The sequence below is a fragment of the Streptomyces sp. NPDC059788 genome, from assembly GCF_042732265.1.
GTDB lineage: Bacteria > Actinomycetota > Actinomycetes > Streptomycetales > Streptomycetaceae > Streptomyces.
Genome location: NZ_JBHWHY010000032.1, coordinates 55730 through 81675 on the forward strand (window position 1 = coordinate 55730; position 25946 = coordinate 81675).

The window sequence follows — 25946 nt, forward strand, 5'->3', positions numbered from 1 at the left end:
CGCGTAGTAGACGTAAACGTCTGTCACCTGGCAATACCTTCGCCCCGGAAAGGGAGGTTTTGCGTATATGAGGACCGGAAAACTGACCGCGACGATCGGCCTGGGGGTGACGGCCGCCCTCACAGCGCTGACCGTCGCGGGCTGCTCGGACGGCGGCACCCCGCCCAAGGGGGACGGCGGCAGTCCCTCCGCCGCGCCCACCCCCACCTGGGACCCCGTACAGGGCCCGCCGCGCACCGTGCCCGCCGTGCAGAAGTTCGGCGCGGCCGACGGGCGCGGCTGGCGGCCCGCCAAGCAGGCCCGCGTCGTGGTGCCCGCGGGCGAGAAGAGCCCGGTCGCCGACGAGGCCCGGCGCTTCGCCCGGGAGCTGGGCGGCCTGCGCACGGTCTGGGGCAAGCAGCCCGTCCGGCCGGGCGACGTCGAGCTGCGGCTGTCCGGCGGCGAGGACGCCACCCGGCGCGAGGACAACGCGCCCGTGTACGACACCGCCGAGGAGGCCTACACCCTCACCGCCCGCGGCACCCGCCTGACCCTCACCGCCCCCACCGACGCCGGGATCTTCAACGGCACCCGCACCGTCCTGCAATCCGTACGGGCCTCCGGCGGCGTCCCCGAAGGGACCGTCGAGGACCGCCCCGACCGGGCGCAGCGCGGCTTCATGCTGGACATCGCGCGCAAGCACTTCGACGTGAAGTGGATCGAGGACCGCATCCGCGACCTGGCAGGCCTCAAGCTCAACCAGCTCCAGCTGCACTTCTCCGACGACCAGGCCTTCCGCATCGAGAGCGAGCAGCACCCCGAGATCGTCTCCGAGGACCACCTGACCAAGGACCAGGTGCGCCACCTCGTCGACCTTGCCCGGGGCCTGCACATCACCGTCATCCCGGAGATCGACTCGCCCGGCCACTTGGGCGCCGTGCTGAAAGCTCACCCGGACCTCCAGCTGCGCTCCGCCGACGGCCGGACCCAGCGCGGCGCGATGGACATCTCCAAGCCCGGCGCCGCCGAGATCGTGGACGACCTGCTGCGCGAGTACGCCCCGCTGTTTCCCGGCAAGCACTGGCACCTGGGCGGCGACGAATACCGCGCGCTGGCCGACCGGAACCCCGCCGGGAACTACCCGCAGCTGGCCCGTGCCGCCCGGGACAAGTACGGGGACGGCGCCACCATCGAGGACCTGGCCACCGGCTGGCTCAACGACCGGGACAAGACCGTGCGCGCGGCCGGCGCCAAGCAGGTCGAGGCCTGGAACGACGGCTACTTCCCCGGCACGGACGTCGCCCCGGACCCCGGCCGCACCGTCGCCTACTGGACGGGCAAGGAGATCGGCGCCCGTGAGCCGGACGAGTACCTGCGCGAGAACCGAAAGGTGATCAACCTCAACGACGAGTACCTGTACTACGTCCTCGGCGAGCCCAACAACATGCCGTACCCGACCGGCGAGCGGATCTACAAACAGTGGACCCCGGGGGTGCTGCGCGGCACCAAGGCCGTGCCCTCGTCGCGGTCCGGGCCCGACCGGGTGCTCGGGGCGCGCTTCGCGGTGTGGTGCGACCTGGCGGACGAACAGACGCAGCGGCAGGTGGCGGACGGCATCAGGATGCCGCTGCGCGCGCTGGCGCAGAAGGTCTGGGACCGCCGCGATCCGGCCCTGTCCTGGGAGGACTTCAAGAAACTGGCCAACCAGGTCTGAGCGGCCAGGGCCGGACGCGGCGAGAAGGGGACGACCGGGGCCGCCACCCCCCACAGGAGAGGCCCCGGCCGTCGTTCCAGGAGAGCCCGTTACGGGCCCCTGTTCCTTACAGCGCCACACGCCGCGAAAGCGTCACACGGGGGGTGGGGCCCGCGGCGCGGCGCGCACCGTGGACCCGGCGCCCGGTCTGCCGCGGGCGCGCTCTGGACGCGGGGTGCGCACGGGCCGTAGCGTGCGGGTCCGCGCCGCCCGGCGCGGTGGCCGCGCGCCCGTCCCGGTCGGCGCGGAGGGGCAGGTCAGCAGGCGGCCCGGGTGCCCGGTGCGCGGGCGGCCGGGTTACCGTCAGCGGGGACACCCGGGTTACCAGGAGTACCCGCGGTGCCCGACAACAGCGAATCAGCGAGGACCGGGCGGCGGACTTTCCGCGTGCGACAGGATGGACCCGTGCGAGGGGACGACATTCAGCCGGACGACGGCCGGCTGACGGTCGCCGTACAGGCGGCGCAGGGCGGCGACGAGGCGGCGTTCCGTACCGTCTACCGCGCCGTACATCCCCGGCTTATCGGATATGTGCGGACCTTGGTGGGCGAAGCGGATGCCGAAGACGTGGCCTCCGAGGCATGGCTGCAGATCACCCGCGACCTGTCCCGCTTCAGCGGCGACGCCGACCGCTTCCGGGGCTGGGCCGCGCGGATAGCCCGCAACCGGGCCCTGGACCACATCCGGATGCGCGGCCGCCGCCCCGCGGTCGGCGGCGACGAGAGCGAACTGAACGACAGGCCGGGGATATCCGACACCGCCGACGAGGCCATGGAAGCCCTCGGCACCGGCCGCACCTTCCGCCTCATCTCCCGGCTCCCGCAGGACCAGGCCGAAGCCGTCGTGCTGCGCGTGGTCGTGGGCCTGGACGCGAAGAGCGCCGCCGGAGTGCTGGGCAAACGGCCCGGCGCGGTACGGACCGCCGCCCACCGGGGGCTGCGGCGACTGGCCGACCTGCTCGGCGCGGGCGGCGAGGACGGCGGCGACACCGGCCCCGGACAGGGCCCAGGACAGGGCTCGGGACAGGGCACCGGACAGGGCGGCAGCCGGGGCGGAACCGCGGCAGGGCCCGTGGGGGAGCCCGGGACAGGGCCCATGGGAGCAGTGCCCGCACAGGGCACCGGACGGGGCGACGGCGCGGCGGAATCGTACGTACCGGGTGTGACGGAAACGGCCGCACGAACGCAGAAGGACATGTGATGGCCGACGACCGGTACGACTGGCTCGACGAGGAGGCCGCGGAGCGACTGCTGCGCGGCGAACCGGCCGGTTCCCCGGACGGCGTCGGCGCCGCGGAACTCACCGCACTGCTGGACACCGCCGCCGCGGCAGGCCGCGGCACCTCAGGGGACGCGGCCCTCCCCGGCGAGGAAGCCGCCGTCGCCGCCTTCAGACAGGCGCGCGGCGACGCCCCGGCGCCCGCCGCGGCCCCGACGGCAACCGACGGCATGGCCGCCGTACGCACCCCACGCGGCGCCGGACCGGCCACCCGCCGCCTCGGACGGCCCCTGCGCCGCGGATTCATGGTGGCCCTCGCCGGCTGCGCGCTCGGCGGCGTCGCCGTCGCCGCCGGCGCGGGCGTCCTGCCGACCCCCTTCCGCGGCGGCACCGGCCCGGACCCGGCCACCAGCGTCTCCGCCGCCGAATCCCCCGGCCCGCTCGCCACCGACACCACCGGCACGGCCACCGACGGCGCCACCCGGATGCCGGACCCCACCCACGGCGCGGACCGGCCCGACCCGCTGATCACCGACAACGGAAGCGACGGCGGCAACAGCACACCGACCCCCGACCCCGGACGCGGCACCCCCGGCCCCGACGCGACCGGCGGCGGCACCACCGGCGACCGCGGCAACCGGCCCGACGACCCCAAGGGCAAGCCCGACGCCAAGGAGAAGCGCCGGCTCGGCGTCACGTTCTGCCGTACGTACGAATCCGGCAAGCGCTCCGTCCTGGACCAGGACACCCTGCGCCGCCTGGAGCGCGCCGCCGGCGGCCCGGAAAAGGTGCACGCGTTCTGCCGCCAGTACCTCTCCCACACCCAGGAAGGCGGGCGCTACGACGGCGACGGCCGGGGCGGCCACGGCGGCCACGGACAGGGCGGCCACGGAGCCGGCCACGGCGGCAAGGGCGGCAAGAACGACGACGAGGACGACGACAGCCACCGATACGCCCCGTCGGCCGGCCGCGCCGCCCCCTTCGCCCCCGACCCCGCCGGCACCGTCACCACCACCCCCGCCGCGCCCGACGAACTGCGCCTGCCCGGAGCGCCCCCCGTCGCGCCCGTGTGACGTTTTCCGGCCGCCCGGCGCAGTACGTAGTGAAGCCGACTGGTCATCGGCTTTCGCGCGAGCCGGGGTTCCCCCCGTACCAACGGCTCGTCGCACCCGGCGCGGGCGGGGCACGTTCCCCCGGCCCTGCCCGCGCTGCTTTTTGCGCCTAAGCCGGCGCCGCCCCTTTTTGCGCCTAAACCGGCGCCGCTCTCGCGGGAGTGGTTGCTGTGGGTGGGGGGTGCTCAATTGATGGTTGGGGTTACTGCGGGGGTGTGGGCGGGTGTGGGCGGGTGTGGGTGGGGCGGGGCGGGGCGGGAGTTGGGGCTCTACTTGTAGATGACTACCTTGTCGCCTGGTTTTACCTGTTGGAACAGGGTGGCCAGCTTGGTTCTGTCGCGGACGTTGACGCAGCCGTGGGAGGCGCCCCGGTAGCCGTGGGCGGCGAAGTCGGCGGAGTAGTGGACGGCCTGGCCGCCGCTGAAGAACATCGCGTACGGCATCGGCGTGCGGTAGATCGTCGAGATGTGGCGGCGGCTCTTGAACGTGATCCGGAACGTGCCCTCCCGCGTCGGCGTGTACTGCGCGCCGAAGCGGACGTCCATCGCCGAGCGGACCTTGCCGTCCACCATCCACGCGAGCGAGTTGCTCCGCTTGCTGATGCACAGGACGCGGCCCCGAAGGCAGCGGGGATCGGCCTTGGCCGCGGGCTTCCTGGCGGCCGGTTTGCGGGTGGGCGGATACAGCTGGGCGCGGGTCGGCGGGCGGGTGCGCGAGCGCAGCGCGGTCCAGGTCGTACGGTCGACGGTGCCCGTACGCCGCAGGCTCTGCCGACGCTGGAACGCCGAGACGGACGCGGCCGTCTGCCGCCCGTAGAAACCCGTGGGCTTACGGCGGAAGAGTGACAACTGAGCCAGACGGGCCTGTAGTTCGCGCACCCGCGGCCCCCGGGCGCCCCTCGCGAGGACGGGCTTCGCGGCCCGGCGCGGGGGCTTTTTGGCACTGGCCCGTTTGGGGGGCGCCTTGTCGGCCGTCTGCGCGGGGAACGCCTCCGCGCGCCCCGGCGTGGGGGGCTGCGGATTCGAGGCCGACGGCGACAGCCCGCCGTTCGGGGAGATCGTCACGGTCTTGCAGCCGGTCGCCACGGCCAGCACCAGCAGCCCTGCGGCCACCGCCTGTCTCTTGCGCACCCCGCATCCCTTCCGCATCCGTGTCACGACGTCACCCCTGTGGTGTCACCGGTCCCTTCCTGGATTCCCGAAGCCACCACGACACGAACCTGGGGACACGCGGGGGTGAGGGGGCACGGGGACACCGGCAGGCGTGCACCCGCGGCGCGCGCCCCCGACCACGCTCCAGCGCACCCGGCAACCCCGAGCGCGGTGCCGGCCGCGCCCCCGGGGGACAATGAGGAAATGTCACCGCGCCGCCCCTGCCCCGTATGCAATCGCGAGATCGCCGTCGTCGGCGGACGCTACGCCCGCCACGACCCGCCGGGCCGCCGGACCGTGCTGGAACTGGTGTCCTGCCCCGGCTCGCGCCGCATCGCGCCGATGATGGCCCCGGCGGAGCGGCTGTTCGACCCGGAGGAGCCGCCGTTCCCGGGTCAGCAGCCGCTGTTCTGAAAGGGGCGCCGCACCGTCACGGCCGCGCCTGCCGCTCCGCCACGGATGCCGTGAACCTCTCCCACTCCCGCCCGGCCAGGGGCCCCAGCATCCGGCGCCACCCCTCCGCCGCCTCCGGCCCGGCTTCTTCCAGCGCCGCCGCGAACAGCGCGCGCTGGCGCTCGTGGAGCTTGCGTTCCAGGTCGGCGCCGCTTTCGGTGAGGTGGAGTTCCTTGCGGCGGCGGTCCCGCGCGCCCGGCGTCATGTGCACCATCCGCTCGTCGGTGAGCTTGCGCAGCGGGCCGTTGATGGCCTGCTTGGTCAGCTGGAGCGCCTGGCACAGCTCGCCGACGCTCATGCCGGGGGAGTACGCGAGGAACGTCAGGATGCGGTGGTGGGCGCGGCCCATGCCCTGTTCGGTCAGCGCTTCGTCGGCCGCGCCGGTGAAGGCGCGGTAGGCGAAGTAGAAGAGGGTGAAATCGCGGTCGAAGGCGTCCGGACGATTAGGGTCAAGCATGTTGACATTTTATCCCGGAGGTCCGTACGCTCGCGACTTGGGTCAACAACCTTGACCTAAACCGTTCACGCGTGAAGAAAGCCGGTAACCGCCATGTCGGACACCCCCTCGGACATCGGCCCGCAGGCCACCACCCCCCAGGCCGCGACCCCTCGTATCACCGTCGCCGACTACCTCCTGCGCCGTCTGCGCGAGCTGGACGTCGAGCACCTCTTCGGCGTGCCGGGCGACTACAACCTCGGCTTCCTCGACCAGGTGACCGCCTTCCCCGGCCTCGCCTGGGCCGGCACCTGCAACGAGCTGGACGCCGCCTACGCCGCCGACGGCTACGCCCGGCTGCGCGGCGCCGCCGCCCTCGTGACGACCTTCGGCGTCGGCGAGCTGTCGGCCGTCAACGGAATCGCCGGCGCGTACGCCGAATCCGTACCGGTCGTCGCCGTCACCGGCATGCCCGCCACCGCGGTCGCCACGGCCGGCCGTCCTGTCCACCACACCCTGATGGACGGCGACTACGGGCACTTCGGCCGGATGTTCGCCGAGGTCACGGTGGCCCGCGCCGACCTGACCGCGGACAACGCTCCGGCGGAGATCGACCGCGTCCTGCGGGCCATGACCCGGCACAGCAAGCCGGTCCATCTGAACCTGCCCACGGATGTCGTACTGGCCCGGGTGCCGGCGCCCGCCGGTCCGCTGGCCGTGCCGGACGGGCCGGCCGACCCCGGGCTGCTGCGCGACTTCCTCGCGGGCTGCGCGCGGATGCTGGACGGGGCGCGCAGCGTCACCGTGCTGGCCGGGCACGAGGCCGAGCGGTTCGGGCTGCGTGAACCGCTGCGCGGCCTGCTCGCCGCCGCGCCGGTCCGGGCCGCCGCGTTCTCCAGCGGGAAGGGGGTGCTGGACGAGACCGCGCCCGGCTTCGCCGGCGCCTACACCGGGGAGATCAGTGACAAGCGCGCCCGGGCGGCCGTCGAGGACGCGGACTGCCTGATCCTGGTCGGTGCCCCGGTCTCGGACAGTGTGACCGGCGGCTTCAGCCACCACTTCACCCCGGAGCGCACCATCGCGCTGCGGCCCCGGCAGGCCGCCGCGGGCCGTGGAGTGTACGACGGGATAGCCATGGCGGACGCCGTCGCCGGGCTGGCCGGGCTGCTGCGGGAGGCGGAGCTGCCGGTGCCGGACGGGTACGGCGAGCCCGCCGCTTACCCGGACGTCGCCCCCGCGGAGCTGTTGACGCAGCGTCATCTGTGGTCGGCTGTAGGGGAGTTCCTGCCGGAGGGCAGTGTGCTGGTCGCCGAGCAGGGCACCGCGTTCTACGGCGCCCAGGAGGTGCCGCTGCCCGCGGACGGGCGCTTCGTCGGCCAGCCGCTGTGGGGGTCGATCGGCTACACCCTGCCGGCCACCCTCGGTACCGAGCTGGCCGCGCCGGACCGGCGTTCGGTGCTGGTGATCGGGGACGGCTCCCTCCAGCTCACCGCGCAGGAGCTGGGCACCATGACCCGGTACGGCGCGGCCCCGGTGGTCGTCGTCGTCAACAACGACGGCTACACGGTCGAGCGGGCCATCCACGGCGCCACCGCCGCGTACAACGACATCGCCGCCTGGGACTACACCGCACTGCCCGCCGCCTTCGGCGCGGGCCCCGGCACGGTCGCGGTGCGGGTGCGGACCCCTGCCGAGCTGGCCGACGCGCTCGCGCTGGCCGCCCGTACGCCGGACGAGCTGGTGCTGATCGAGGCGGTGCTGCCGCGCGAGGACGCGCCGGAACTGCTCACGGCTCTGGCGCGGCGGTTCGCGGAGCAGAACGCCTACGGGGCCTGACGTTTGCGGGTCCTGACATCTGCGAGGTCTGACGTCTGCGGGGCCTGACGTCTGCGGGGCCTGGCGCGGTCGTACGCGGGGCCGGGCGCGGTTACGGCGCGAGCACGTCCAGCTCGGCCATGGCCCCCACCGTGATCTCACGGGTCAGCGCCTCGGCCCGCTCCGCGTCGCCGACCCGTACCGCCTCGGCGACCTGGACGTGCAGGGTCACGGCGGCCGGGTCGGGGTCGGTGAACATGACGTGGTGGTGGGTGCGGCCGGTGAGCACGGCGGCCACCACGTCGCCCAGCCGGGCGAACATCTCGTTGCCGGAGGCGGTCAGGACGACGCGGTGGAAGGCCGTGTCGTGCACCAGGTACGCGTCGAGCTGCTGGCCGCGCGAGGTGGCGACCATGCCGAGCGCGTGCCCGGTCAGCTCGGCGCACTGCGCGGGCGTGGCGTGCCGGGCGGCCAGGCCGGCGGCGGCCGGCTCGACGGCGGAGCGCAGCACGGTCAGGGAGCGCAGCTGCCGGGGGCGGTCCGGCCCGGCCAGGCGCCAGCCGATGACGCGCGGGTCGTAGACGTTCCACTCCTCGGCGGGGCGCACGGTCACGCCGACCCGGCGCCGCGAGGCGACCAGATGCATGGATTCCAGGACCCGTATGGCTTCGCGGATGACCGTACGGGACACGTCGAAGCGCTCTTCCAGCTCGTCCGTGCGCAAGATCGTGCCCGGTGGGTACTCACCCGCGGTGATGGCGGGTCCCAGGGACTCCAGTACCCGCGCGTGCAGTCCCTGCCCCGCCCCCTGGTTCTCCATGGGATCAGCCTACGTTCCCGGGGAAGGTCCGCTTTTAAGTATGACTTTTACATCACAGAGGCTTGAATACGTCGTATCCCATGGGTTTCAGTGGGACCACAGACCGAGGTCAAAGAGGACAGCGAGGTACACGGGATGAGCACCCACGTCATCGTCGTGATGGGCGTGGCCGGCACCGGCAAGACGACGATCGGGCCGCTGGTGGCCGCCGACCTCGGTGTCCCCTACGCGGAGGGCGACGACTTCCACCCCCCGGCCAACATCGCCAAGATGTCGGCGGGCACCCCGCTCGACGACGCCGACCGGTGGCCGTGGCTCGACGCCATCGGCGCCTGGGCCCACGACCGGCACGGCCGGGGCGGCGTCGTCAGCAGCTCCGCGCTCAAGCGTGCCTACCGCGACCGCCTGCGGGCCGCCGCGCCCGGCGTCGTCTTCCTGCACCTGACGGGCGACCGGTCGCTGATCGAGTCCCGGATGGCCGAGCGCAAGGGCCACTTCATGCCCACCGCGCTGCTGGACTCGCAGTTCGCCACCCTGGAACCGCTCGGCCCGGACGAGGCGGGCGTCGCCGTGGACGTGTCCGGCACCCCGCAGGAGATCGCCGCGCGCGCCGTCGCCGCGCTGCGCCGCTACGACACCGGTCGGCCCACCCCCGCCTGACCGTCTGAAGCGGGCCCGGGCCCGTACGTCCCCGCGCGACCGCCCCGGGGCCACCACCACCATCAGCAACAGCACCCCTTAGGGAACAGCCGTGACACATCTCAGCGTCGAGATGCTGGCAGCGGACGCGACCGAGCCGATCACCTCGGCCGGTCACGCGCAGCTCGGCATCGCCGTCCTCGCGGGCATCGCCGTCATCGTCCTGCTCATCACCAAGTTCAAGCTGCACGCCTTCCTGTCCCTGATCATCGGTTCGCTGGTGCTGGGCGCCGTGGCGGGCGCACCGCTGGACAAGGCCATCGCCAGCTTCTCGTCGGGCCTGGGCAGTACGGTCGCGGGCACCGGCATCCTGATCGCGCTGGGCGCGATCCTCGGCAAGCTGCTCGCCGACTCCGGGGGCGCCGACCAGATCGTCGACACGATCCTGGCGAAGGCGAGCGGGCGGGTGATGCCCTGGGCGATGGTGCTGATCGCGGGCATCGTCGGCCTGCCGATCTTCTTCGAGGTCGGCATCGTGCTGCTGATCCCCGTCGTGCTGCTGGTCGTCAAGCGCGGCAACTTCTCCCTGATGCGCATCGGCATCCCGGCGCTGGCCGGCCTGTCCGTGATGCACGGCCTGATCCCGCCGCACCCCGGCCCGCTGGCCGCCATCGACGCGCTGCACGCCAACCTGGGCGTCACCCTGGCGCTCGGCGTGATCGTCGCGATTCCCACCGCGATCGTCGCCGGTCCGCTGTTCTCCCGCTACGCCGCGCGCTGGGTGGACATCCGCCCGCCGGAGAAGATGGTGCCCGAGCGCGCCTCGGGCGAGCTGGACAAGCGTCCCGGCTTCGGCATCACCGTCGCCACCGTGCTGCTGCCCGTCGTGATGATGCTGGCCAAGGCCCTGGTGGACGTCGTCGTCGACGACAAGGGCACGACGATCCAGCGGGTCTTCGACGTGGTCGGCTCGCCGCTGATCGCGCTGCTCACCGCCGTGCTCGTCGGCATGTTCACGCTGGGCCGGTCGGCCGGTTTCACCAAGGGCCGGATCGCCTCCACCGTCGAGAAGTCCCTCGCGCCGATCGCCGGTGTGCTGCTGATCGTGGGCGCGGGCGGCGGCTTCAAGCAGACCCTGGTGGACGCGGGCGTCGGCCAGATGATCCTGGAGCTGTCCAAGGACTGGAACATCTCCACGCTGCTGCTGGCCTGGCTGATCGCGGTCGCGATCCGGCTCGCGACCGGCTCCGCGACGGTCGCCACCATCTCCGCCGCGGGCCTGGTGGCACCGCTCGCCGCCGACATGTCCACCACCCACACCGCCCTGCTCGTCCTCGCCGTCGGCGCCGGTTCGCTGTTCTTCAGCCACGTCAACGACGCGGGCTTTTGGATGGTGAAGGAGTACTTCGGCATGAACGTCGGCCAGACGCTCAAGACCTGGTCGCTCATGGAGACGCTGATCTCCGTCGTCGGGATCGTGTGCGTGCTGCTGCTGTCCCTGGTGTTGTAGCGCTGCCGAGAGCCCGGTGGGCGCCCGGCGTGTGTCCGAACGACCGGCGGAAGGCATCGATGAAGGCGCTGGCCGAGGCCCAGCCGCAGCGGTGCGCGATCGCGGTCACGGACAGCGCCGGGCGCTCCTGCGTCAGCAGCACCAGGGCGTGGTGCAGGCGCAGTTGCGTACGCCACTGGGGGAAGGTCATGCCCAGCTCGGCCCGGAAGAGGCGGGCGAGGGTGCGTTCGCTCGCCCCGGCCGCCGTGCCCAGCGCGGCGAGCGGCCGCCCGTCGGCGGGGTCCGCCCGCAGCGCCGCGCAGACCGCCGTCAGGCGCGGGTCGCGGGCGGTGGGCAGGTGCAGTGCCTGGAGCGGGGCGTGGCGCAACTGGTCGAGGAGTACGGCCAGCAGGCGCCGCGCCTCGGCCGTACGGCGGCTGCCCGGACCGCTGTACGCGATGATCAGCTCGCGCAGCAGCGGGCCGACCGCCAGGACGGCGGGCCGGTCCAGCCCCAGCGGGTTGGTGTCCACCGGCACGCCGACGGTGTGCAGATCGGTGTCCCCGTGCGCCCGGTGCTCGTGCACCGTCCCGGCCGGAATCCAGATCGCGCGGGTGGCCGGGGCGACCCAGCTCCCGGCGTCCGTCGTCACGGTGAGCACTCCGCGCCCCGCGTAGACGATCTGGTGGATGTCGTGGTGGTGGGCCGTCACCTCCGCGCCCTGCGGCAGGAAGCGGGTGATGGTCGTGACATGCGGCGGGTGATGGCGGAAAACCGGCATGACGTGGCAGCTTATGAGAAGTCCGCCACCGGGCGCGCCCGCAAAGATCGGGACATGACAACGAAGCAGGCCGCCGCTCCCCGGCGGCCGGTCACGATGATGTCCGTCGGACACGCGGCGGTGGACTTCTACCAGGGCGCGGTCCCGGCCCTGGTGCCGTTCCTGGTCGCCGAGCGGCACTACGGCTACGCCGCCGCCTCCGGCATCGTGCTGGCCGCCACCCTCCTCTCCTCCATCGTGCAGCCCCTGTTCGGCTCGCTCACCGACCGCTGGACGATGCCCTGGCTGATCCCGGTGAGCACGCTGTGCGCGGGCCTGGGCATCGCCCTGTCCGGGCTCGCCGACTCGTACGGCCCGACCTGCGCCGCGGTCGCCCTCTCGGGGATCGGGGTGGCCGCCTACCACCCGGAGTCCGCGCGGCTGGCCCGCGTCGCGAGCGGCGGCAGCCATGTCGCCATGGGCTGGTACTCCCTCGGCGGCAACATCGGCTTCGCCCTCGCCCCGGCCGCCGTCGGCCCGGTGCTGTCCGCCGGGTCGATGAGCGCCACACCGTGGCTGGTGGTGCCCGCGGTGGCCGGCGTCCTGCTCACCGCTCCGGTGATCCGCGCCCTGGCGCCGCGGGCGGCCGTGGCCAAGGCCGCGGCGCGGTCGGCGGGCCGCGACAACTGGCCGGAGTTCCTGCGGCTGACGGCCGTCATCGTCTGCCGGTCCGTCGTCTTCGTGGGCCTGAGCGCCTTCATCGCCGTCTACGCCGAGCAGCGGGTGGGCGGCGGTGCCACCGCGGGTTCGGTGGCCCTGTTCGTGCTGTTCGCGGGCGGCGCGGTGGGCACCGTGCTCGGCGGCCGACTGGCGTCCCGGTGGGGCCGGGTCCGTACGATACGGATCGCCTACGCGGCCACCGTCCCGGCCGTCGCCGGGCTGGTCCTGGTCCCCGGCCCCGCGCTGTACGTCTTCGCCGCGCTGACCGCCACGGCCCTGTACGTACCGTTCTCCCTGCACATCACGCTCGGCCAGGACCTGCTGCCCAACCGCATGGGCACCGCGAGCGGCGTCACCCTGGGCCTCGCCGTCAGCGTCGGCGGCGTCGCCACCCCGGCCATCGGCGCCCTCGCCGACACCACGGACCTGCGGACCGCGCTGCTGCCGCTGATCGCGCTGTGTGTCGTGGCCTGGCTCGTCGCGCGGACGCTGACCGAGCCGGGGGAGCGGGCCCCGGCGCCCTCGCAGAAGGACGCCGGGCAGTCCGCCGCTAGCGCGCCGCGGCCGTGAGGAGGACGCCGTAGCGGGCCAGCTCGTCCGGGAGGCCGGAGGCGTCGTCGGCGGCGTACGCCACGTAGCCGTCGGGCCGGACGAGGAACAGGCCCTCGCCGTACGCGTCCCGGGCGTGGCCCGCGGAGTCGAGCAGGTCGGGGGCCCGGCCGCCGACCCGGCACGTACGGATCATCTCGCCGTCCAGCGCCGGGAGTTCGACGTCACCGACGGCCAGCACGGTGAAGTGCGGGCCCTGGAAGACGTCGAAGAGGCGGCGCGGGGTGCCGTCGGGGGTGGTGCAGGGCGCGTCGGGCGCCCGGTTGCCGGCGCGCAGCGCGCCGTCGGCGAGGCCGGTGCGCCGCTCGGAGGTCAGCGGTCCGTCCGGGTACCCGACGCCCATCTGGTGCAGGTCGCTGCCGCGCCGCATGTCGCCCGACCGGTGCAGCCGGGTGCTGATGTCCAGGATGCTCGCGGCGACCGGCAGGCGCTCGGCCTCGTAGCTGTCGAGCAGGGAGTCCGGCGCGCCGTGCCGGATGACCTGGCCCAGCTTCCAGCCGAGGTTGTAGGCGTCCTGGACGCTGGTGTTCAGGCCCTGGCCGCCGGCGGGGGAGTGCACATGAGCCGCGTCGCCCGCGAGGAAGACCCGGCCTATCCGGAACCGGTCGGCCAGGGCGGCGTTCGGGCGGAAGGAGGACGACCACAGCACCTCGCCCAGCTGGTCGAGGGAGAGGTGGGTGCGCTCCGCGATGAGCTTGCGCACGCCGTCGGGCGAGGTGTCCGGCACGGTGCCGGGGTCCATGAAGCCCGCCATGAGCAGGAAGTAGTCGTACTTCGCCGGCGAGATCAGCGAGACGAAGTCGGTGGCCCGGAACTCGCCCCACATGTGCCAGTGCTGCCGGTCCAGCCCGTCGAGCCGGATGTCGGCGAGGAGCAGCGGGTACGGCGCGACGGACTGGCCGGTCATGGTGACGCCGAGCGCCTTGCGTACCGGGCTGCGCCCGCCGTCGGCCGCGACGAGGTAGGAGGCGCGCACCGTACGGGTGGTGCCGTCCGCGCCCGTGACGCGGGCCTCGACGCCGTCCGCGTCCTGGGTGAAGGAATCCAGGCCTGTGCCGAACGCCACCGTGCCGCCGAGCTCGGTCAGCCGGGCGTACTGGATCTCCAGGTTCCGCCACTGCGGGAGCATCACCATGGTGCCGTACGGAGTGGCCGGGGTCGGTTCGGTGGACTCGACCATCACGCGCTCGTCGACCATGCGGCCGTTCTCCCAGATTCCCCTCGGCGGATATGTCCCGCAGGACTCCCGGACGGCGTCGAGCACGCCGAAGTCCTCGTACACCTCCTGGGTGCGGGGCTGGATGCCGCTGCCGCGGGTCCCGGGCGCCAGCCGGTCCTGGCGCTCCAGGACGAGGGCGCGCACACCACGCCGGGCGAGGTCGAGGCCGAGGGCCAGGCCGGTGGGGCCGGCGCCGGAGATCAGTACGTCCACGTGTCCGGGCAGGGCGTCGGGGCTGGCCATGGTGTCTCCTTAACGTCGTTAAGTCGGGCTGCTTCCGAGGGTGCGCTTAACGGTGTTAAGTTGTCAACATGGCTACGAGACTCGACCGGAAACTGGTGGCGGAGACCGCCCTGGGGCTGCTGAACGAGGTCGGCCTCGAAGGGCTCACACTGCGCCGCATCGCCAAGGAACTGGATGTCCAGGCGCCCGCCCTGTACTGGCACTTCAAGAACAAGCAGGAGCTGCTGGACGAGATGGCCACCGTGCTGCTCGGGCGGATGACCGCGCCGGTCGCCGAGGCCGGTGACGGCTCCGGTGACGGCTCCGGGGGCGGCGACTGGCGGGCCATGCTCGCCGAGACGTGCCGGCAGATTCGGCGCACGCTGCTCGGCTACCGCGACGGCGGCAAGGTCTTCGGCGGCACCCGGCTGCGCGACCAGGCGCTGCTGCGGCCGATGGAGACCTTGCTGGTCGCCATGCGGGACGCCGGGTTCACGCTGGAGGGGTCCGCGCGCGCCTGGTTCACCGCGTACGCCTACACCATCGGCTACGTGATCGAGGAGCAGTCCGTCTTCCCGGTACCCGGCGACCCGCGGCGCGACCCGGCGTACGAACAAGCGGAGCGGGAGCGGAGCGTGGGCGCCGACCACCCGCTCACCGCCGCGGCCGGAGTGGAGCTGTTCGGCGACACCGGGCGCGGCTTCGACGACGGAGTGCGGGCCGTCGTCGCGGGCATCGAGGCCACGCTGCTGCACGGCCGGTAGACCGGGGCGCCCAGGGGAGTGCGGGCGCCCCGGCCTCAGCGCCGTGGCCGCGGATCGATCGCCTGCTTCAGCACGGGCGTCAGCGGGCGCTCCACCCAGCGGTGCAGCACCCACGCCAGCGCCAGCATCAGCGCCAGCGTCAGGACGAACGTCGCGTACGAAGGCAGTCGCAGGCCGCCGTGCAGGCCCTGTACGACCACCCAGCCCAGGTGCTCGTGCACGAGGTAGAACGGGTACGTCAGCGCCCCGGCGACCGTCAGCCAGCGCCAGTTCGCCCACCGCATCCGGCCCAGCGCAATGGCCGCCACCAGAGCGAAGCCCACCGTGACGACGCCGATGATGACGAGCGCCGAACGGTAGGAGAAGGCGCCCGGGGACGGCGGGTGCCACAGCCCGGCCACCGCGAAGTGCTGGCCGGCCAGCCAGCTGACGCCCACCACCGCCCACGCCACCGGGTCCCGCCCGCCGTAGCGGTGCAGCAGGTAGCAGCCGATGCCGCCGATGAAGAACGGCGCGTACTGCGGCATCAGGACGACATCCAGCGCCGGGACGTGCGAGGCCTGCGCCAGCGCCGCCGCCAGCGTCCAGCCCGCGCAGAACAGCACCACCCGGCGGCGGGTCGCGCCCGGCAGCACGACGCACAGCGCGAACAGCGCGTAGAACCGCATCTCCGCCCACAGCGTCCAGCACACGCCCAGCACCCGCTTCGCGCCCAGCGGCTGCTGGAGCATCGTCAGGTTCGTCAGCACATCGCTCGGACCCAGCGCCTCGAACGCCACCCACGGCAGCGCGAACACCGCCGTGACCAGCAGGACCGCCACCCAGTACGCCGGATACAGCCGCGAGACACGGGAGGCGATGAAGGCGCGCAGCGAACGCCCCCAGCCGCTCATGCAGATGACGAAGCCGCTGATGACGAAGAAGATCTGCACGCCGAGACAGCCGTACGCGAACACGCCGTGCAGCGAGGGGAACTGGCGGGCCGGTGAACTGCCCCACGCATGGGCGATCTCGCCGCCCCGGCCGCCGAGGTGGTACGCGGCGACCATGAGGGCGGCCAGCAGCCGCAGCCCGTCCAGGGCGCGCAGGCGCGGCGGGCCACCGGGCCGCTTGCCGGGCGGCGGCGCTTCGCCGTTCCGTACGGCAGGTGTGGCAGGCGCGGCAGGTGCGGGCCGCGTGATCAGCGCGGACGCGGGCGTCGAGGACGGACCGGGAACCGCCGCGGGCGGCGGCGCCTCGGCCGGGAGCTGCGCGGTCATCCGAACGCGGCCCGCTTCTTCAGGCGCCGCTGCATCCGCCGCTGCACCGCCCGCGCGCGCCGCGCGACCCGGCGCAGGGCCGCGTTGCGCGGAATGAACGACAGCTGGGACGGGATCGCGCCCGGCAGCGCCAGTGCGGTCAGCCGGCGGCGCTTGAAGTAGCGCCAGGTGCGCTCGTTCAGGTGGGCGGCCAGATAGCGCTCGGCGACCGAGCGCAGATCCGGGTAGATCTGGTTCTGCATCGCGTAACCGACCGCGCCGACCAGCCCGTTGAGATGGGTCGGCACCGGCTTCGTACCCGGCTCGTCCGCCAGGTCGGGCACCAGCGCGTCGACGAGGGTGACCGGGACGCGGTTGCTGTTCTGGTACGGGGTCAGGCGCTCCAGCAGCAGGTCCGTGCCGACGCGGGCGGCCGGCAGGCCGTAGAAGGCGGAGGCCGTCAGCAGCGCGGTCGAGAAGCAGCCGACGACGAGCGCGGGCCGCCTGCGCCGGTACAGCACCTCGGCGAGGACCGGCGTGTCCAGCACGGTCAGTTCGGCGCCGAGCCGTTCCGCCTCCTGTTCCAGCGCCCGGGACCAGCGGGCCGGCGCCGACGGATGCGGCTTGAACACCACCTCGCGGTGCCCGCGCCGGACCGCGCCGCGCAGCATCCGGGCGTGCAGCTCCTCCTCTTCCTCGGGCGTGAGGATGCCCAGCGACGACAGGTACTGCCCGAGGAGCAGCGCGGCGCCCTCCGGTACGTCGCGCAGTGCCGGGTCGTCGAAGTCCGCGGCCAGCTCCGCGAGCACCTCCCGGAAGGCGTCGGTCGGTACGGTCTCCGCGCCCACCCCGAACTCGGTGAGCAGCAGCGGCTTCAGGCCCGGCACGAGGTCCAGGTGCAGCAGGCGGCGGACCCGGGTGCCGACCAGCGGGTCCAGCTTGTTGCGGGTCGGGCCGTAGCTCATCAGCCCGTCCGCGTACACGTCGACCGGCGCGTCCGGGAAGAGCTGGGCCAGCGCGAGCGCCGGGTGGACCTGGATGGACTCCACGATCAGCTCGATCTCGTCCTCGCCCAGGTCCCACAGCAGCCGCAGGTGCCGCTCCCACAGCGGGACGTCGTCCGGGCGCGGGGACCAGCCGCCGGGGTGGAACGGGCTGATGGTCTCGTTCCACGACAGCACCCGGTCGAAGCGGCCGCGCAGCCGCTCGAAGCCGGGCATCCGGTCCACCGGCGTGGAGGTCTCCGGGATCGCCGCGTTGTTGCTGACCAGCAGCAGCCGGCGGGCGGCCGGCGCGAAGCGGCCGGTGTCCAGCGCGGCGGCGAGCGTGGCGGCGCCGTACAGGGTGGACGCCAGGAAGATCTGCGTACGCGGCCGGTCCGGCCGGCGCGCGTCGTCGTCACGGGTGGCCATCAGGCGGCCACCTCCGCCGGTACCGGACGCCGGCGCAGCCGTCGCAGACGGGAGGCGCGCTGCATGTCCATCGAATCCAGTGCTTCCTTCAGTACGTCCTGCGGCATTCTTTTCAGTGCCGCCGCGCTCATCGCGCGCAATTTACGGGCGACCTGCGGCTCGAATCGTTCGATCGAGCCCAAGTGGTGGGAAATGATGGCGCAATAGGTGCGTACCGCCTTCGGCAGCAATCGGTCCGCGTCCCGGTCCTGCGCCGTCTCTTCGATGACCTGGTCAAATGCCCGGATGAAATCGAGCTGGCGTACGTCGCCGATCTGTGTGAGCGACGACGCCACCCCGCGCCGGTAGAAAACACCGAGCGGCCCGGCCACCGCCATCGACCGCGCCTCGCGGTGCAGCCGCCAGATCCACGGCCGGTCCTCCGCGGTGCGCAGCCCGTGCCGGAAGTGCAGCAGCCCGTCGTCCAGCAGCCGCCGGTGGTAGATGCCGGCCCAGGCGAAGGCGTAGTCGACGGAGGTGGAGCGGTCGGCGGGCAGTATCAGCTCGCGCGGGTCCAGGACGACACCCCGGCGGCCGTACGGGACGCGGTGCACCGAGCGGGCCCGCGCGGTGCACTGCACATGGTCCGTGCGCACGAAGTCGCACCCCAACCCCTCGATCGTGTCGAGGAGTTGCCCGTAGTACCCGGGAGCCAGCCAGTCGTCACCGTCCAGGAAGGTCACGTACTCGCCGTTGGCCGCGTCCAGGCCGGTGTTGCGGGCGGTGGCCAGACCGCCGTTCTGCTCGTGCCGCAGCACCCGGGCGCCCGGCAGCTCGCCCTCGGCGCGCGCCAGGATCTGCGGTGTCTCATCACGCGAGCAGTCGTCCACGAGCAGGAATTCGAAGTCCTCACGGGCGTTGGCCGCCAGGCTTCGCAGGGTGTCGGGCGCATATGTCTGCACGTTGTAGAACGGCACGACGACGGAGAGCTTAACCACCCGGGTGACGTTAGGCGCGGTCCCGGCATTCGTCTTGACGGGACGCGGACCCCAGGGTGAACGAAGAATGGCGGGATGGTTAACCCGGTAATTCGGCCTGCCGGTTCGCCGTCCGGCGATGCGCTGTTAACCCGTTGTTGCGATGCAGTTGGCCCGCTGAACGGAACGCCTTCCTAGCGTTTTCGTCGTGCCCACTCGTACCACTTCCCAGCCGCGCGTCGCGGTGCTCGCGGATTCGGATACCCGCTGGAAATGGGGCGCTTTGACAGCGTACCGCATTCAATCGGACATTCGTCTGGACGGATATCTGCTCCGCGGCCGCGCCACCCCCACGGTCCGCCAGCTCGACGAGGTCGGCGCCCGTGCGGAAACGCTGCGCGAGATCCGCGGCGCGGACTTCCTGGAGCTGATGAAGGACACCACGCGGTACGACGTGGTCGTCCTCGCCTGCGTCGGCGGCGCCGTACAGGCCATGCTCCACGGCCTCGCCCGCGCCTGGCACGGCGCCGCCCGGCGGCCCGCCGTCGTCACCGGCTACGTCGGCGTCGTCTACGAGAAGCTGGCCGACGGCCTGCTCCTGCGGCACGGCGCGGACGTCGTCCTCGCCAACTCCCGGCACGACGCGGACCGTTTCCGCGCGGTGTACGAAGGCGTCGGCGCCGACGGCGGCAGCGTCGTCGAATGCGCCCTGCCCTTCCTCGGCGGCGCCCCCTACGAGCCCGCCGACGGCGACCGCCCCTACACGGTCGTCTTCGCCGCCCAGCCCTCCGTACCGGACCGCCGCGATGACCGTACGTACCTCCTGCGCCGCGCCGCCGACCACGCCCGCCGCAACCCCGGCCGCGAGGTGCTGGTCAAGCTGCGCAGCAAACCCGGCGAACACACCACGCACATCGAGGAACTCCCGTACCAGAAACTGGCGGCCCGCCTCCCCGGCGGCCTGCCCCCCAACTGCCGCCTGGCCTACGGGAACATGGGGGAGGTCCTGGACCGTACCGACCTCCTGGTGACCGTCAGCTCGACCGCCGCCCTGGAATCCCTGCACCGCGGCATCCCCACCGCCGTCCTCACCGACCTCGGCATCCGCGAAGCCCTCGGCAACCACCACTTCCTCGGCTCCGGCTGCCTCGCCTCCTGGGACGAACTCGACGCCGGACACCGCCCCGCACCCGACCCGGACTGGCTGGCCCGCCAGGGCGTCGCGCCCGGGGCCGAATACGCCACCGCCTTCGACGCCGCCCGCGACCGCGTCACCGCGCTGCGCGCCGCCGACCGCCTGCCGTCCCTCACCCCGTACTACACACCCCGCACCGCCCCCGGCTACCTCCTCGGCATCCTCGCCCGCTACGGCCTCGACCCCCAGGGCACCCCGCTGCCCGGCCAGACCGCCGACACCGCCGAGCCCGGCGGACTGCGCCGGCTGGCCCGCGACACCGTGCGCGACGCCGCCCGCGGCGCCTACCGCCACGGCGTCCAGCGCGTCGCCCCCGCCATCCGCCGCTGGGGGCAGCTGTGAGCAGTCCACCCGCCCGCCCCCGGAGCCCGCACGGCCCCCGGAAGGAGCCCGCAATGCCGACCTCACCGAGCCGTACGGCCACGCCCACCGTCGTCGCCGTCATCCCCGCCCGCGGCGGCTCCAAGGGCGTACCCGCCAAGAACCTCGCCGCGGTCGGCGGCGTCCCGCTGATCGCCCGCGCGGTCCGCGAATGCCGCGCGGCCCGGCTGGTCACCGACGTCGTCGTCTCGACGGACGACGCGGCGATCGCCGGCGCGGCCCGCGGCGCGGGCGCCGTCGTCGTACGCCGCCCCGGCGACATCGCGGGCGACACCGCCACCAGCGAGGCCGCCGTGCTGCACGCCATGGACGCGTACGAGGCCGAGCACGGCAAACCCGTCGACGCGGTCCTGCTCGTCCAGTGCACCAGCCCCTTCCTCGTCCGCGAGGACATCGACGCGGTCGCCGCCGCGGTCGTCGAGTCCGGCGCGGACAGCGCGCTGACGGTGGCGCCGTTCCACGGCTTCGTGTGGCGGGAAGGGGCGGACGCCGCGGTCGAGGCAGCGGCCCCGGGCGCCGGACCCGGACCGTCCGGCACCAGCTCCGGCACCGGCGTCAACCACGACAAGTCCTTCCGCCCCCGCCGCCAGGACCGCCCCCAGGACTTCCTGGAGACCGGCGCCGCCTACGCCATGGACGCCGCCGGCTTCCGCAGCGCGGGACACCGCTTCTTCGGCCGTACGGAACTCGTCCACACCGACCCCGCCCGCGTGCTGGAGGTCGACGACCCGCACGACCTGGCCCGCGCCCGCGCCCTCGCGCCGCTGCTCGACACCGCGCGCCCCGGCGCCCTGCCGACCCGCGACGACATCGACGCGGTCGTACTCGACTTCGACGGCACCCAGACCGACGACCGGGTGCTCGTCGACTCCGACGGACGGGAGATGGTCGCCGTGCACCGCGGCGACGGCCTCGGCATCGCCGCCCTGCGCAAGGCGGAGCTGAAGCTGCTCATCCTGTCCACGGAAGTGAACCCGGTCGTCGCCGCACGGGCCCGGAAGCTGCGCCTGCCCGTGCTCCACGGCATCGACCGCAAAGACCTCGCGCTCAAGCAGTGGTGCGAGGAACAGGGCATCGCGCCCGAGCGCGTGCTCTACGTCGGCAACGACGTCAACGACCTCCCGTGCTTCGGCCTCGTCGGCTGGCCCGTGGCGGTCGCCGGCGCCCACGACGTCGTACGCGGCGCCGCCCGCGCCGTCACCTCCACCCCCGGAGGCAGCGGCGCGATCCGCGAGATCGCCTCGTGGATTCTCGGCCCGACCCTCTAACGAAGTAAGGAACTTCCCACGATGACCAGCAACTCCCGCCTGCGCACCCTCGGCGACCGGCTCGTCGGCCCCGGCCGCCCCGTCTACGTCACCGGTGAGATCGGCATCAACCACAACGGCGACCTGGAGAACGCCTTCGCGCTGATCGACGCCGCCGCGGACGCCGGCTGCGACGCCGTGAAGTTCCAGAAGCGCACCCCCGAGATCTGCACCCCGCGCGACCAGTGGGACATCGAGCGCGACACCCCCTGGGGCCGGATGACCTACATCGACTACCGCCACCGCGTGGAGTTCGACGAGGACGGCTACCGCGCCATCGACGAGTACTGCAAGAAGCGCGGCATCGCCTGGTTCGCCTCCCCCTGGGACGTCGAGTCCGTCGCCTTCCTGGAGAAGTTCGACGTCCCCGCCTACAAGGTCGCCTCCGCCTCGCTGACCGACGACGAACTGCTGCGCGCCATGCGCGCCACCGGCCGTGCGGTCATCCTCTCCACCGGCATGTCCACCCCCCGGCAGATCCGGCACGCCGTCGAGGTCCTGGGCAGCGACAACATCGTCCTGTGCCACGCCACTTCGACCTACCCCGCCAAGGCCGAAGAGCTGAACCTCCGCATGATCCACACCCTCCAGGCCGAGTACCCCAACGTCCCGATCGGCTACAGCGGCCACGAGACCGGCCTGCAGACCACCCTCGCCGCCGTCGCCCTCGGCGCCGCCTTCGTCGAGCGCCACATCACCCTCGACCGCGCCATGTGGGGCTCCGACCAGGCCGCCTCCGTCGAACCGCAGGGCCTGACCCGGCTCGTCCGCGACATCCGCACCATCGAGGACTCCCTCGGCGACGGCGTCAAGAAGGTCTACGAGAGCGAGCTCGGCCCGATGAAGAAGCTGCGCCGGGTGGCCGGCGTCGTCGCCGAGGTGGAGGCCGCCGGCCGCGAGCCCGTCTCGGCCTGACGCCCGTACCCGTACGGCCGCGCCTGCCCCGCACGACTGCTCCTGACGCCTGACGGACGGGACGTACACACCGTGAGCCATCCAGACGGGGCCTGTGGCCCGCCCCAGGAGGCGGCGGGAACTCCCGCCCGCCGCCTCCTGGGGGTACCCCGGCAGCGCCGCAGATCCGCCGCGAACCGGACCGTGACCGGGGGCGAGGCCGCGGCACCGGGCCCCCGCGCTGTCGGGCGGGCGGCCAAACGGGCGGCCCGGCGCGCCGCCGCCGGCACCCTCGCCTTCGTCGAGAGCCCCGTACAGCTGCTGAACGTCCTGGAATGGGCGTACGGCGAACAGGCCACGGCCCTCACCGTCGTCGTCCTGGCCCCGCACGACCCGATGACCCGCGGCCAGCTCCGGCGCATGGCCGAACTGGCCCGCGAAGAGGGCTTCTCCGTACGGTGGGAGGAGGCGCGCGGCGGAGCGGGCGCGCCCCTGCGCACCATCGGCGGCCTCACCCCCCGGCTGCGGCGGGCCGGCCGCGTCGTCATCGGCGACCCCTTCTCGCGCTACGTCCAGCTGCTGCTCACCCTCACCCGCGCCCGCGACCTGGTCGTGGTGGACGACGGCACCGCCACGATGGAGTTCATCACCCAACTGGCCAACGGCGAACGCCTCGTACGGTGGCACCGCCACGGCGGCGGACGCGGACCGCGCGACCTGATCTTCGCACCGTTCTCCGCCGCCGCCCGCCGCCGCCTCACCCCCGCCCCCGAAGGCGGACGGCGCACCGTCGCCCTCTTCACCTCCATGCCCGTCGCGCCACCACCCGGCATCCGCATCCTCTCGAACGAATTCGCCTGGACCAGACGGCGGTTCGGGCCGCCACGCCTCACCCGCGGCACCGACATCGTCGGCACCTCCCTCGTCGAGACCGGCGTCGTCGACGCCGACCGCTACCTGGAAGCCGTCGGCGCGCTCGCCCGCGACCACGGCGCCACCCGCTACTTCGCCCACCGGCGCGAGTCCGCGGCCAAACTCCACCGGATCGCCACCGAGACCCGCCTGGAAGTCGTCCGGCCCGACCTCCCACTGGAACTCATCGCCCGCCGCGGCCCCGTCGGCCGCCAGATCCTCAGCTTCCCGTCCACCGTCGTCCACACGCTGCCACTCGCCCTCGCCGGAACCGGCGTCGGCGTAGCCGTCTGCGACATCGACCCGTCCTGGCTGACCGGCAAGGCATCGCCACGCGCCGAGGACTTCCTGTCCGGGGTGACCGGCACGGCACGGGGAGTACGGCGCCTGCCGACGGCGCCTGTGGCGCCGGAGGTCCGGGAGGCGGCGCCCGGCGACATGGCTCCCGCGTCGGGCGGTCCCGCACCGGCCCCACCGGACTCCGCCGGCCCCGCCCCGAACCCTCCCGACTCCGGTACCTCCGGTTCCGGTACTTCTGGTTCCGGAAAGAAGTGGAACCGGTACTGATACCCCTGTGATGAACGCTCCATGCGCCGGGCGGCCTAGATATTCTTCCCCTAACGGGCTGAACTTTTGTTGATCGAGGGACAGTTGTCCCATCTGCCCCCGTACCCTTCAACGGGTGAGCCACTTGATGTCCCGCGAGGCCGAAACCGATGACGCCCCTGACGGGGAACCGTTGCCCGGCGCGCTGCCGGAAGAGCTGTGCGCCGAACTCATCGCGTTCCGACGCGACTTGCACATGCACCCCGAACTGGGCAACCAGGAATTCCGCACCACCGCCGCCCTCAAGGCGCGTCTGGAGCAGGCCGGCCTCTCGCCACGCGTACTGTCCACCGGCACCGGCCTGATCTGTGACATCACGCCCGGCCTCGCACCATGGGACGGCGCGTGTCCGTTTCTCGCGCTGCGCGCCGACATCGACGCGCTGCCGATCCCCGACGTGAAGACGGTGCCCTACCGCTCCACGGTCCCCAACCGCGCACACGCCTGCGGCCACGACGTGCACACCACCGTCGTCCTCGGCGCGGGCCTGGTCCTCGCCGAGCTGGCACGCGAAGGGCGGCTGCCGCGCCCCGTACGGCTGCTCTTCCAGCCCGCCGAGGAAGTGCTGCCCGGCGGCGCCACCGACGCGATCGGCGCCGGGGCGCTGGACGGCGTCGGGCGCATCCTCGCCGTGCACTGCGACCCGCGCGTGGACGCCGGGCGCATCGGCCTGCGCACGGGCGCGATCACCTCCGCCTGCGACCGCCTGGAAGTCTCCCTCGACGGCCCCGGCGGCCACACGGCCCGGCCCCACCTGACCACCGACCTGGTCACGGCCGCCGCCCGGGTCGCCGTCGACGTACCCGCACTGCTGTCCCGTCGCGTCGACACCCGGTCCGGGCTCGCGGTGACCTGGGGCCGCCTGGACGTCGGCCACGCCTGCAACGTCATCCCGCAGCACGCGGAGCTCGCCGGTACGGTGCGCTGCCTGGACCTGGACGCGTGGCGCGAGGCGCCGGACCTGGTGCACGCGGCGATCGACGAGGTGGCGGCGCTGCACGGGGCGAAGTGCCAGATCACGTACGTACGGGGAGTGCCGCCGGTGGTGAACGAACCGGTCTCCACCCAGCTCCTCCGCGATGCGATGGCTGCGCGGCGGGGGGCGGATGCGGTCGAGGGCACCGAGCAGTCCCTCGGCGGCGAGGACTTCTCCTGGTACCTGGAGCGCGTCCCCGGCGCGATGGCCCGCCTCGGCGTACGGCCACCGGGCAGCACCGTCCGCTACGACCTCCACCGGGGCGACTTCGACGCGGACGAGAGCGCTGTGCGCGCGGGGGTGGAGCTGTTTACGGCGGCGGTGATGTTGGCTTAGCGGTCGCGCCTTTGGCGCGGTTGTTCGGGTTGCCGTGTGGGGGTGCGCGTTGTGCGCTGTCTGCCCGGTGGGTGGGGGGCTCGGGTCCCCGCAGGGGTCACTCCTCGACACCGTGTACGTCATCCGGGACGTAATTGTGAACCCAGATACCCGGCTGCTCTGCGGGGAGACCCCTGCGTGGACCCGAGCCCCGCGCCGTGGGCGACTATCCGTACGACGTGGCTGGGAACCACACAGCCCGGTCCGGCGCGGAGCGCTGGACCGGGCCCGGGGCCCCTGCGCGGAGCACAGGGGCGGTTCCGCTGCGCGGAGCGCAGTGGGTGGGCTCGCCGCGCGGAGCGGGGCGGGCGGGGTGGGGAGCCCCAGGGGCCCGTCCCCCTCCCCGGCTGGTGGGCAGGCCTCCCGCCCCTCTCGCACCGCGAGCCTCACCGCATGGTGGGGCGCCGACCAGGGTGATCGAAATCTTCCCCCCCAGCTGTCCCGCACGCGCCAAACCGGCCGGAGGGGGTGCGTAGGGGGCCATCCCCGCAGAGCAGCCGGGTATCTGGGTTCACTACTACGTCCCCGTCGCCGT

General features: G+C 73.2%; 22 protein-coding genes. 14 read left to right on the top strand and 8 right to left on the bottom strand.

Going from position 1 to position 25946, the window contains the following annotated elements:
- Window positions 1–67 precede the first annotated feature (67 nt).
- The 3 genes from ACFV57_RS26610 to ACFV57_RS26620 all read left to right on the top strand — a co-directional run bounded on the left by ACFV57_RS26610 (window position 68) and on the right by ACFV57_RS26620 (window position 4023).
- A complete protein-coding gene (locus tag ACFV57_RS26610; protein ID WP_385237329.1) occupies window positions 68–1693 on the top strand; it encodes a glycoside hydrolase family 20 protein in 1626 nt (541 codons plus the stop codon).
- Between the two features lie 459 nt (window positions 1694–2152).
- The gene (locus ACFV57_RS26615; RefSeq protein ID WP_385237501.1) at window positions 2153–2932 is read left to right on the top strand and encodes an RNA polymerase sigma factor; all 780 of its coding nucleotides are present in this window, start codon (window positions 2153–2155) and stop codon (window positions 2930–2932) included.
- Window positions 2932–4023 (top strand): hypothetical protein, encoded by a 1092-nt coding sequence (locus tag ACFV57_RS26620; protein ID WP_385237331.1) that lies wholly within the window; start codon window positions 2932–2934, stop codon window positions 4021–4023. The genes ACFV57_RS26615 and ACFV57_RS26620 overlap by 1 nt, the downstream gene beginning before the upstream one ends.
- Before the next feature lie 308 nt (window positions 4024–4331).
- Here ACFV57_RS26620 and ACFV57_RS26625 read toward each other — a convergent pair whose 3' ends face one another.
- Window positions 4332–5192 carry a L,D-transpeptidase family protein gene (locus ACFV57_RS26625; RefSeq protein WP_385237334.1) on the bottom strand — a complete coding sequence of 287 codons (861 nt, stop codon included), beginning with the start codon at window positions 5190–5192 and terminating at the stop codon, window positions 4332–4334.
- A gap of 225 nt (window positions 5193–5417) precedes the next feature.
- Between ACFV57_RS26625 and ACFV57_RS26630 the strand changes: the two genes are divergently transcribed.
- Window positions 5418–5627, top strand: coding sequence for a hypothetical protein (locus ACFV57_RS26630; RefSeq protein ID WP_073758983.1), 210 nt, complete (start codon window positions 5418–5420; stop codon window positions 5625–5627).
- Window positions 5628–5643: 16 nt separating this feature from the next.
- Here ACFV57_RS26630 and ACFV57_RS26635 read toward each other — a convergent pair whose 3' ends face one another.
- On the bottom strand, window positions 5644–6123 hold the full coding sequence (locus ACFV57_RS26635; protein ID WP_385237339.1) for a MarR family winged helix-turn-helix transcriptional regulator: 480 nt from the start codon (window positions 6121–6123) through the stop codon (window positions 5644–5646).
- 93 nt (window positions 6124–6216) lie between these two features.
- Here ACFV57_RS26635 and ACFV57_RS26640 point away from each other — a divergent pair, with 93 nt between their 5' ends.
- On the top strand, window positions 6217–7938 hold the full coding sequence (locus tag ACFV57_RS26640) for an alpha-keto acid decarboxylase family protein (protein ID WP_385237342.1): 1722 nt from the start codon (window positions 6217–6219) through the stop codon (window positions 7936–7938).
- A 91-nt stretch (window positions 7939–8029) separates the two neighbouring features.
- Here ACFV57_RS26640 and ACFV57_RS26645 read toward each other — a convergent pair whose 3' ends face one another.
- Entirely contained in the window at window positions 8030–8737 is a 708-nt protein-coding gene (locus ACFV57_RS26645) for a FadR/GntR family transcriptional regulator (protein ID WP_385237345.1), read from the bottom strand.
- Between the two features lie 135 nt (window positions 8738–8872).
- On the opposite strand from ACFV57_RS26645, the gene ACFV57_RS26650 reads away from it, so the two are divergent.
- Together ACFV57_RS26650 and ACFV57_RS26655 are read left to right on the top strand one after the other, a co-directional pair.
- Entirely contained in the window at window positions 8873–9397 is a 525-nt protein-coding gene (locus ACFV57_RS26650; RefSeq protein ID WP_385237348.1) for a gluconokinase, read from the top strand.
- Window positions 9398–9488: 91 nt separating this feature from the next.
- Entirely contained in the window at window positions 9489–10886 is a 1398-nt protein-coding gene (locus ACFV57_RS26655; protein ID WP_385237351.1) for a gluconate:H+ symporter, read from the top strand.
- Here ACFV57_RS26655 and ACFV57_RS26660 read toward each other — a convergent pair.
- Window positions 10822–11646: an AraC family transcriptional regulator gene (locus ACFV57_RS26660; protein WP_385237354.1), complete on the bottom strand. Its 825-nt coding sequence runs from the start codon at window positions 11644–11646 to the stop codon at window positions 10822–10824. The two genes, ACFV57_RS26655 and ACFV57_RS26660, sit on opposite strands and share 65 nt — an antisense overlap.
- Before the next feature lie 54 nt (window positions 11647–11700).
- On the opposite strand from ACFV57_RS26660, the gene ACFV57_RS26665 reads away from it, so the two are divergent.
- Window positions 11701–12915, top strand: a complete 1215-nt coding sequence (locus tag ACFV57_RS26665) for an MFS transporter (RefSeq protein WP_385237357.1) — start codon at window positions 11701–11703, stop codon at window positions 12913–12915.
- On the opposite strand, the gene ACFV57_RS26670 is transcribed toward ACFV57_RS26665, so the two are convergent.
- Window positions 12896–14416: an FAD-dependent monooxygenase gene (locus ACFV57_RS26670; RefSeq protein ID WP_385237360.1), complete on the bottom strand. Its 1521-nt coding sequence runs from the start codon at window positions 14414–14416 to the stop codon at window positions 12896–12898. The two genes, ACFV57_RS26665 and ACFV57_RS26670, sit on opposite strands and share 20 nt — an antisense overlap.
- Window positions 14417–14484: 68 nt before the next feature.
- Here ACFV57_RS26670 and ACFV57_RS26675 point away from each other — a divergent pair, with 68 nt between their 5' ends.
- On the top strand, window positions 14485–15159 hold the full coding sequence (locus ACFV57_RS26675) for a TetR/AcrR family transcriptional regulator C-terminal domain-containing protein (protein WP_385237363.1): 675 nt from the start codon (window positions 14485–14487) through the stop codon (window positions 15157–15159).
- Window positions 15160–15194: 35 nt separating this feature from the next.
- Here ACFV57_RS26675 and ACFV57_RS26680 read toward each other — a convergent pair whose 3' ends face one another.
- From ACFV57_RS26680 to ACFV57_RS26690, 3 genes are read right to left on the bottom strand one after another with little or no spacing between them, the layout of a single operon-like run.
- Window positions 15195–16418 (bottom strand): acyltransferase family protein, encoded by a 1224-nt coding sequence (locus ACFV57_RS26680; protein WP_385237366.1) that lies wholly within the window; start codon window positions 16416–16418, stop codon window positions 15195–15197.
- Window positions 16415–17809 carry an alpha-2,8-polysialyltransferase family protein gene (locus ACFV57_RS26685; RefSeq protein ID WP_385237369.1) on the bottom strand — a complete coding sequence of 465 codons (1395 nt, stop codon included), beginning with the start codon at window positions 17807–17809 and terminating at the stop codon, window positions 16415–16417. The genes ACFV57_RS26680 and ACFV57_RS26685 overlap by 4 nt, the downstream gene beginning before the upstream one ends.
- Entirely contained in the window at window positions 17809–18786 is a 978-nt protein-coding gene (locus ACFV57_RS26690; protein ID WP_385237372.1) for a glycosyltransferase family 2 protein, read from the bottom strand. The genes ACFV57_RS26685 and ACFV57_RS26690 overlap by 1 nt, the downstream gene beginning before the upstream one ends.
- Before the next feature lie 187 nt (window positions 18787–18973).
- On the opposite strand from ACFV57_RS26690, the gene ACFV57_RS26695 reads away from it, so the two are divergent.
- From ACFV57_RS26695 to ACFV57_RS26715, 5 genes are all read left to right on the top strand, one after another.
- Window positions 18974–20302: a DUF6716 putative glycosyltransferase gene (locus ACFV57_RS26695; RefSeq protein WP_385237374.1), complete on the top strand. Its 1329-nt coding sequence runs from the start codon at window positions 18974–18976 to the stop codon at window positions 20300–20302.
- A 53-nt stretch (window positions 20303–20355) separates the two neighbouring features.
- Entirely contained in the window at window positions 20356–21609 is a 1254-nt protein-coding gene (locus ACFV57_RS26700) for a cytidylyltransferase domain-containing protein (protein ID WP_385237377.1), read from the top strand.
- 21 nt (window positions 21610–21630) lie between these two features.
- Entirely contained in the window at window positions 21631–22563 is a 933-nt protein-coding gene (locus ACFV57_RS26705; RefSeq protein WP_385237380.1) for an N-acetylneuraminate synthase family protein, read from the top strand.
- Between the two features lie 183 nt (window positions 22564–22746).
- A complete protein-coding gene (locus ACFV57_RS26710; protein ID WP_385237383.1) occupies window positions 22747–24021 on the top strand; it encodes a hypothetical protein in 1275 nt (424 codons plus the stop codon).
- 127 nt (window positions 24022–24148) lie between these two features.
- Window positions 24149–25372 carry an amidohydrolase gene (locus ACFV57_RS26715; protein ID WP_385237503.1) on the top strand — a complete coding sequence of 408 codons (1224 nt, stop codon included), beginning with the start codon at window positions 24149–24151 and terminating at the stop codon, window positions 25370–25372.
- Window positions 25373–25946: the final 574 nt, after the last annotated feature.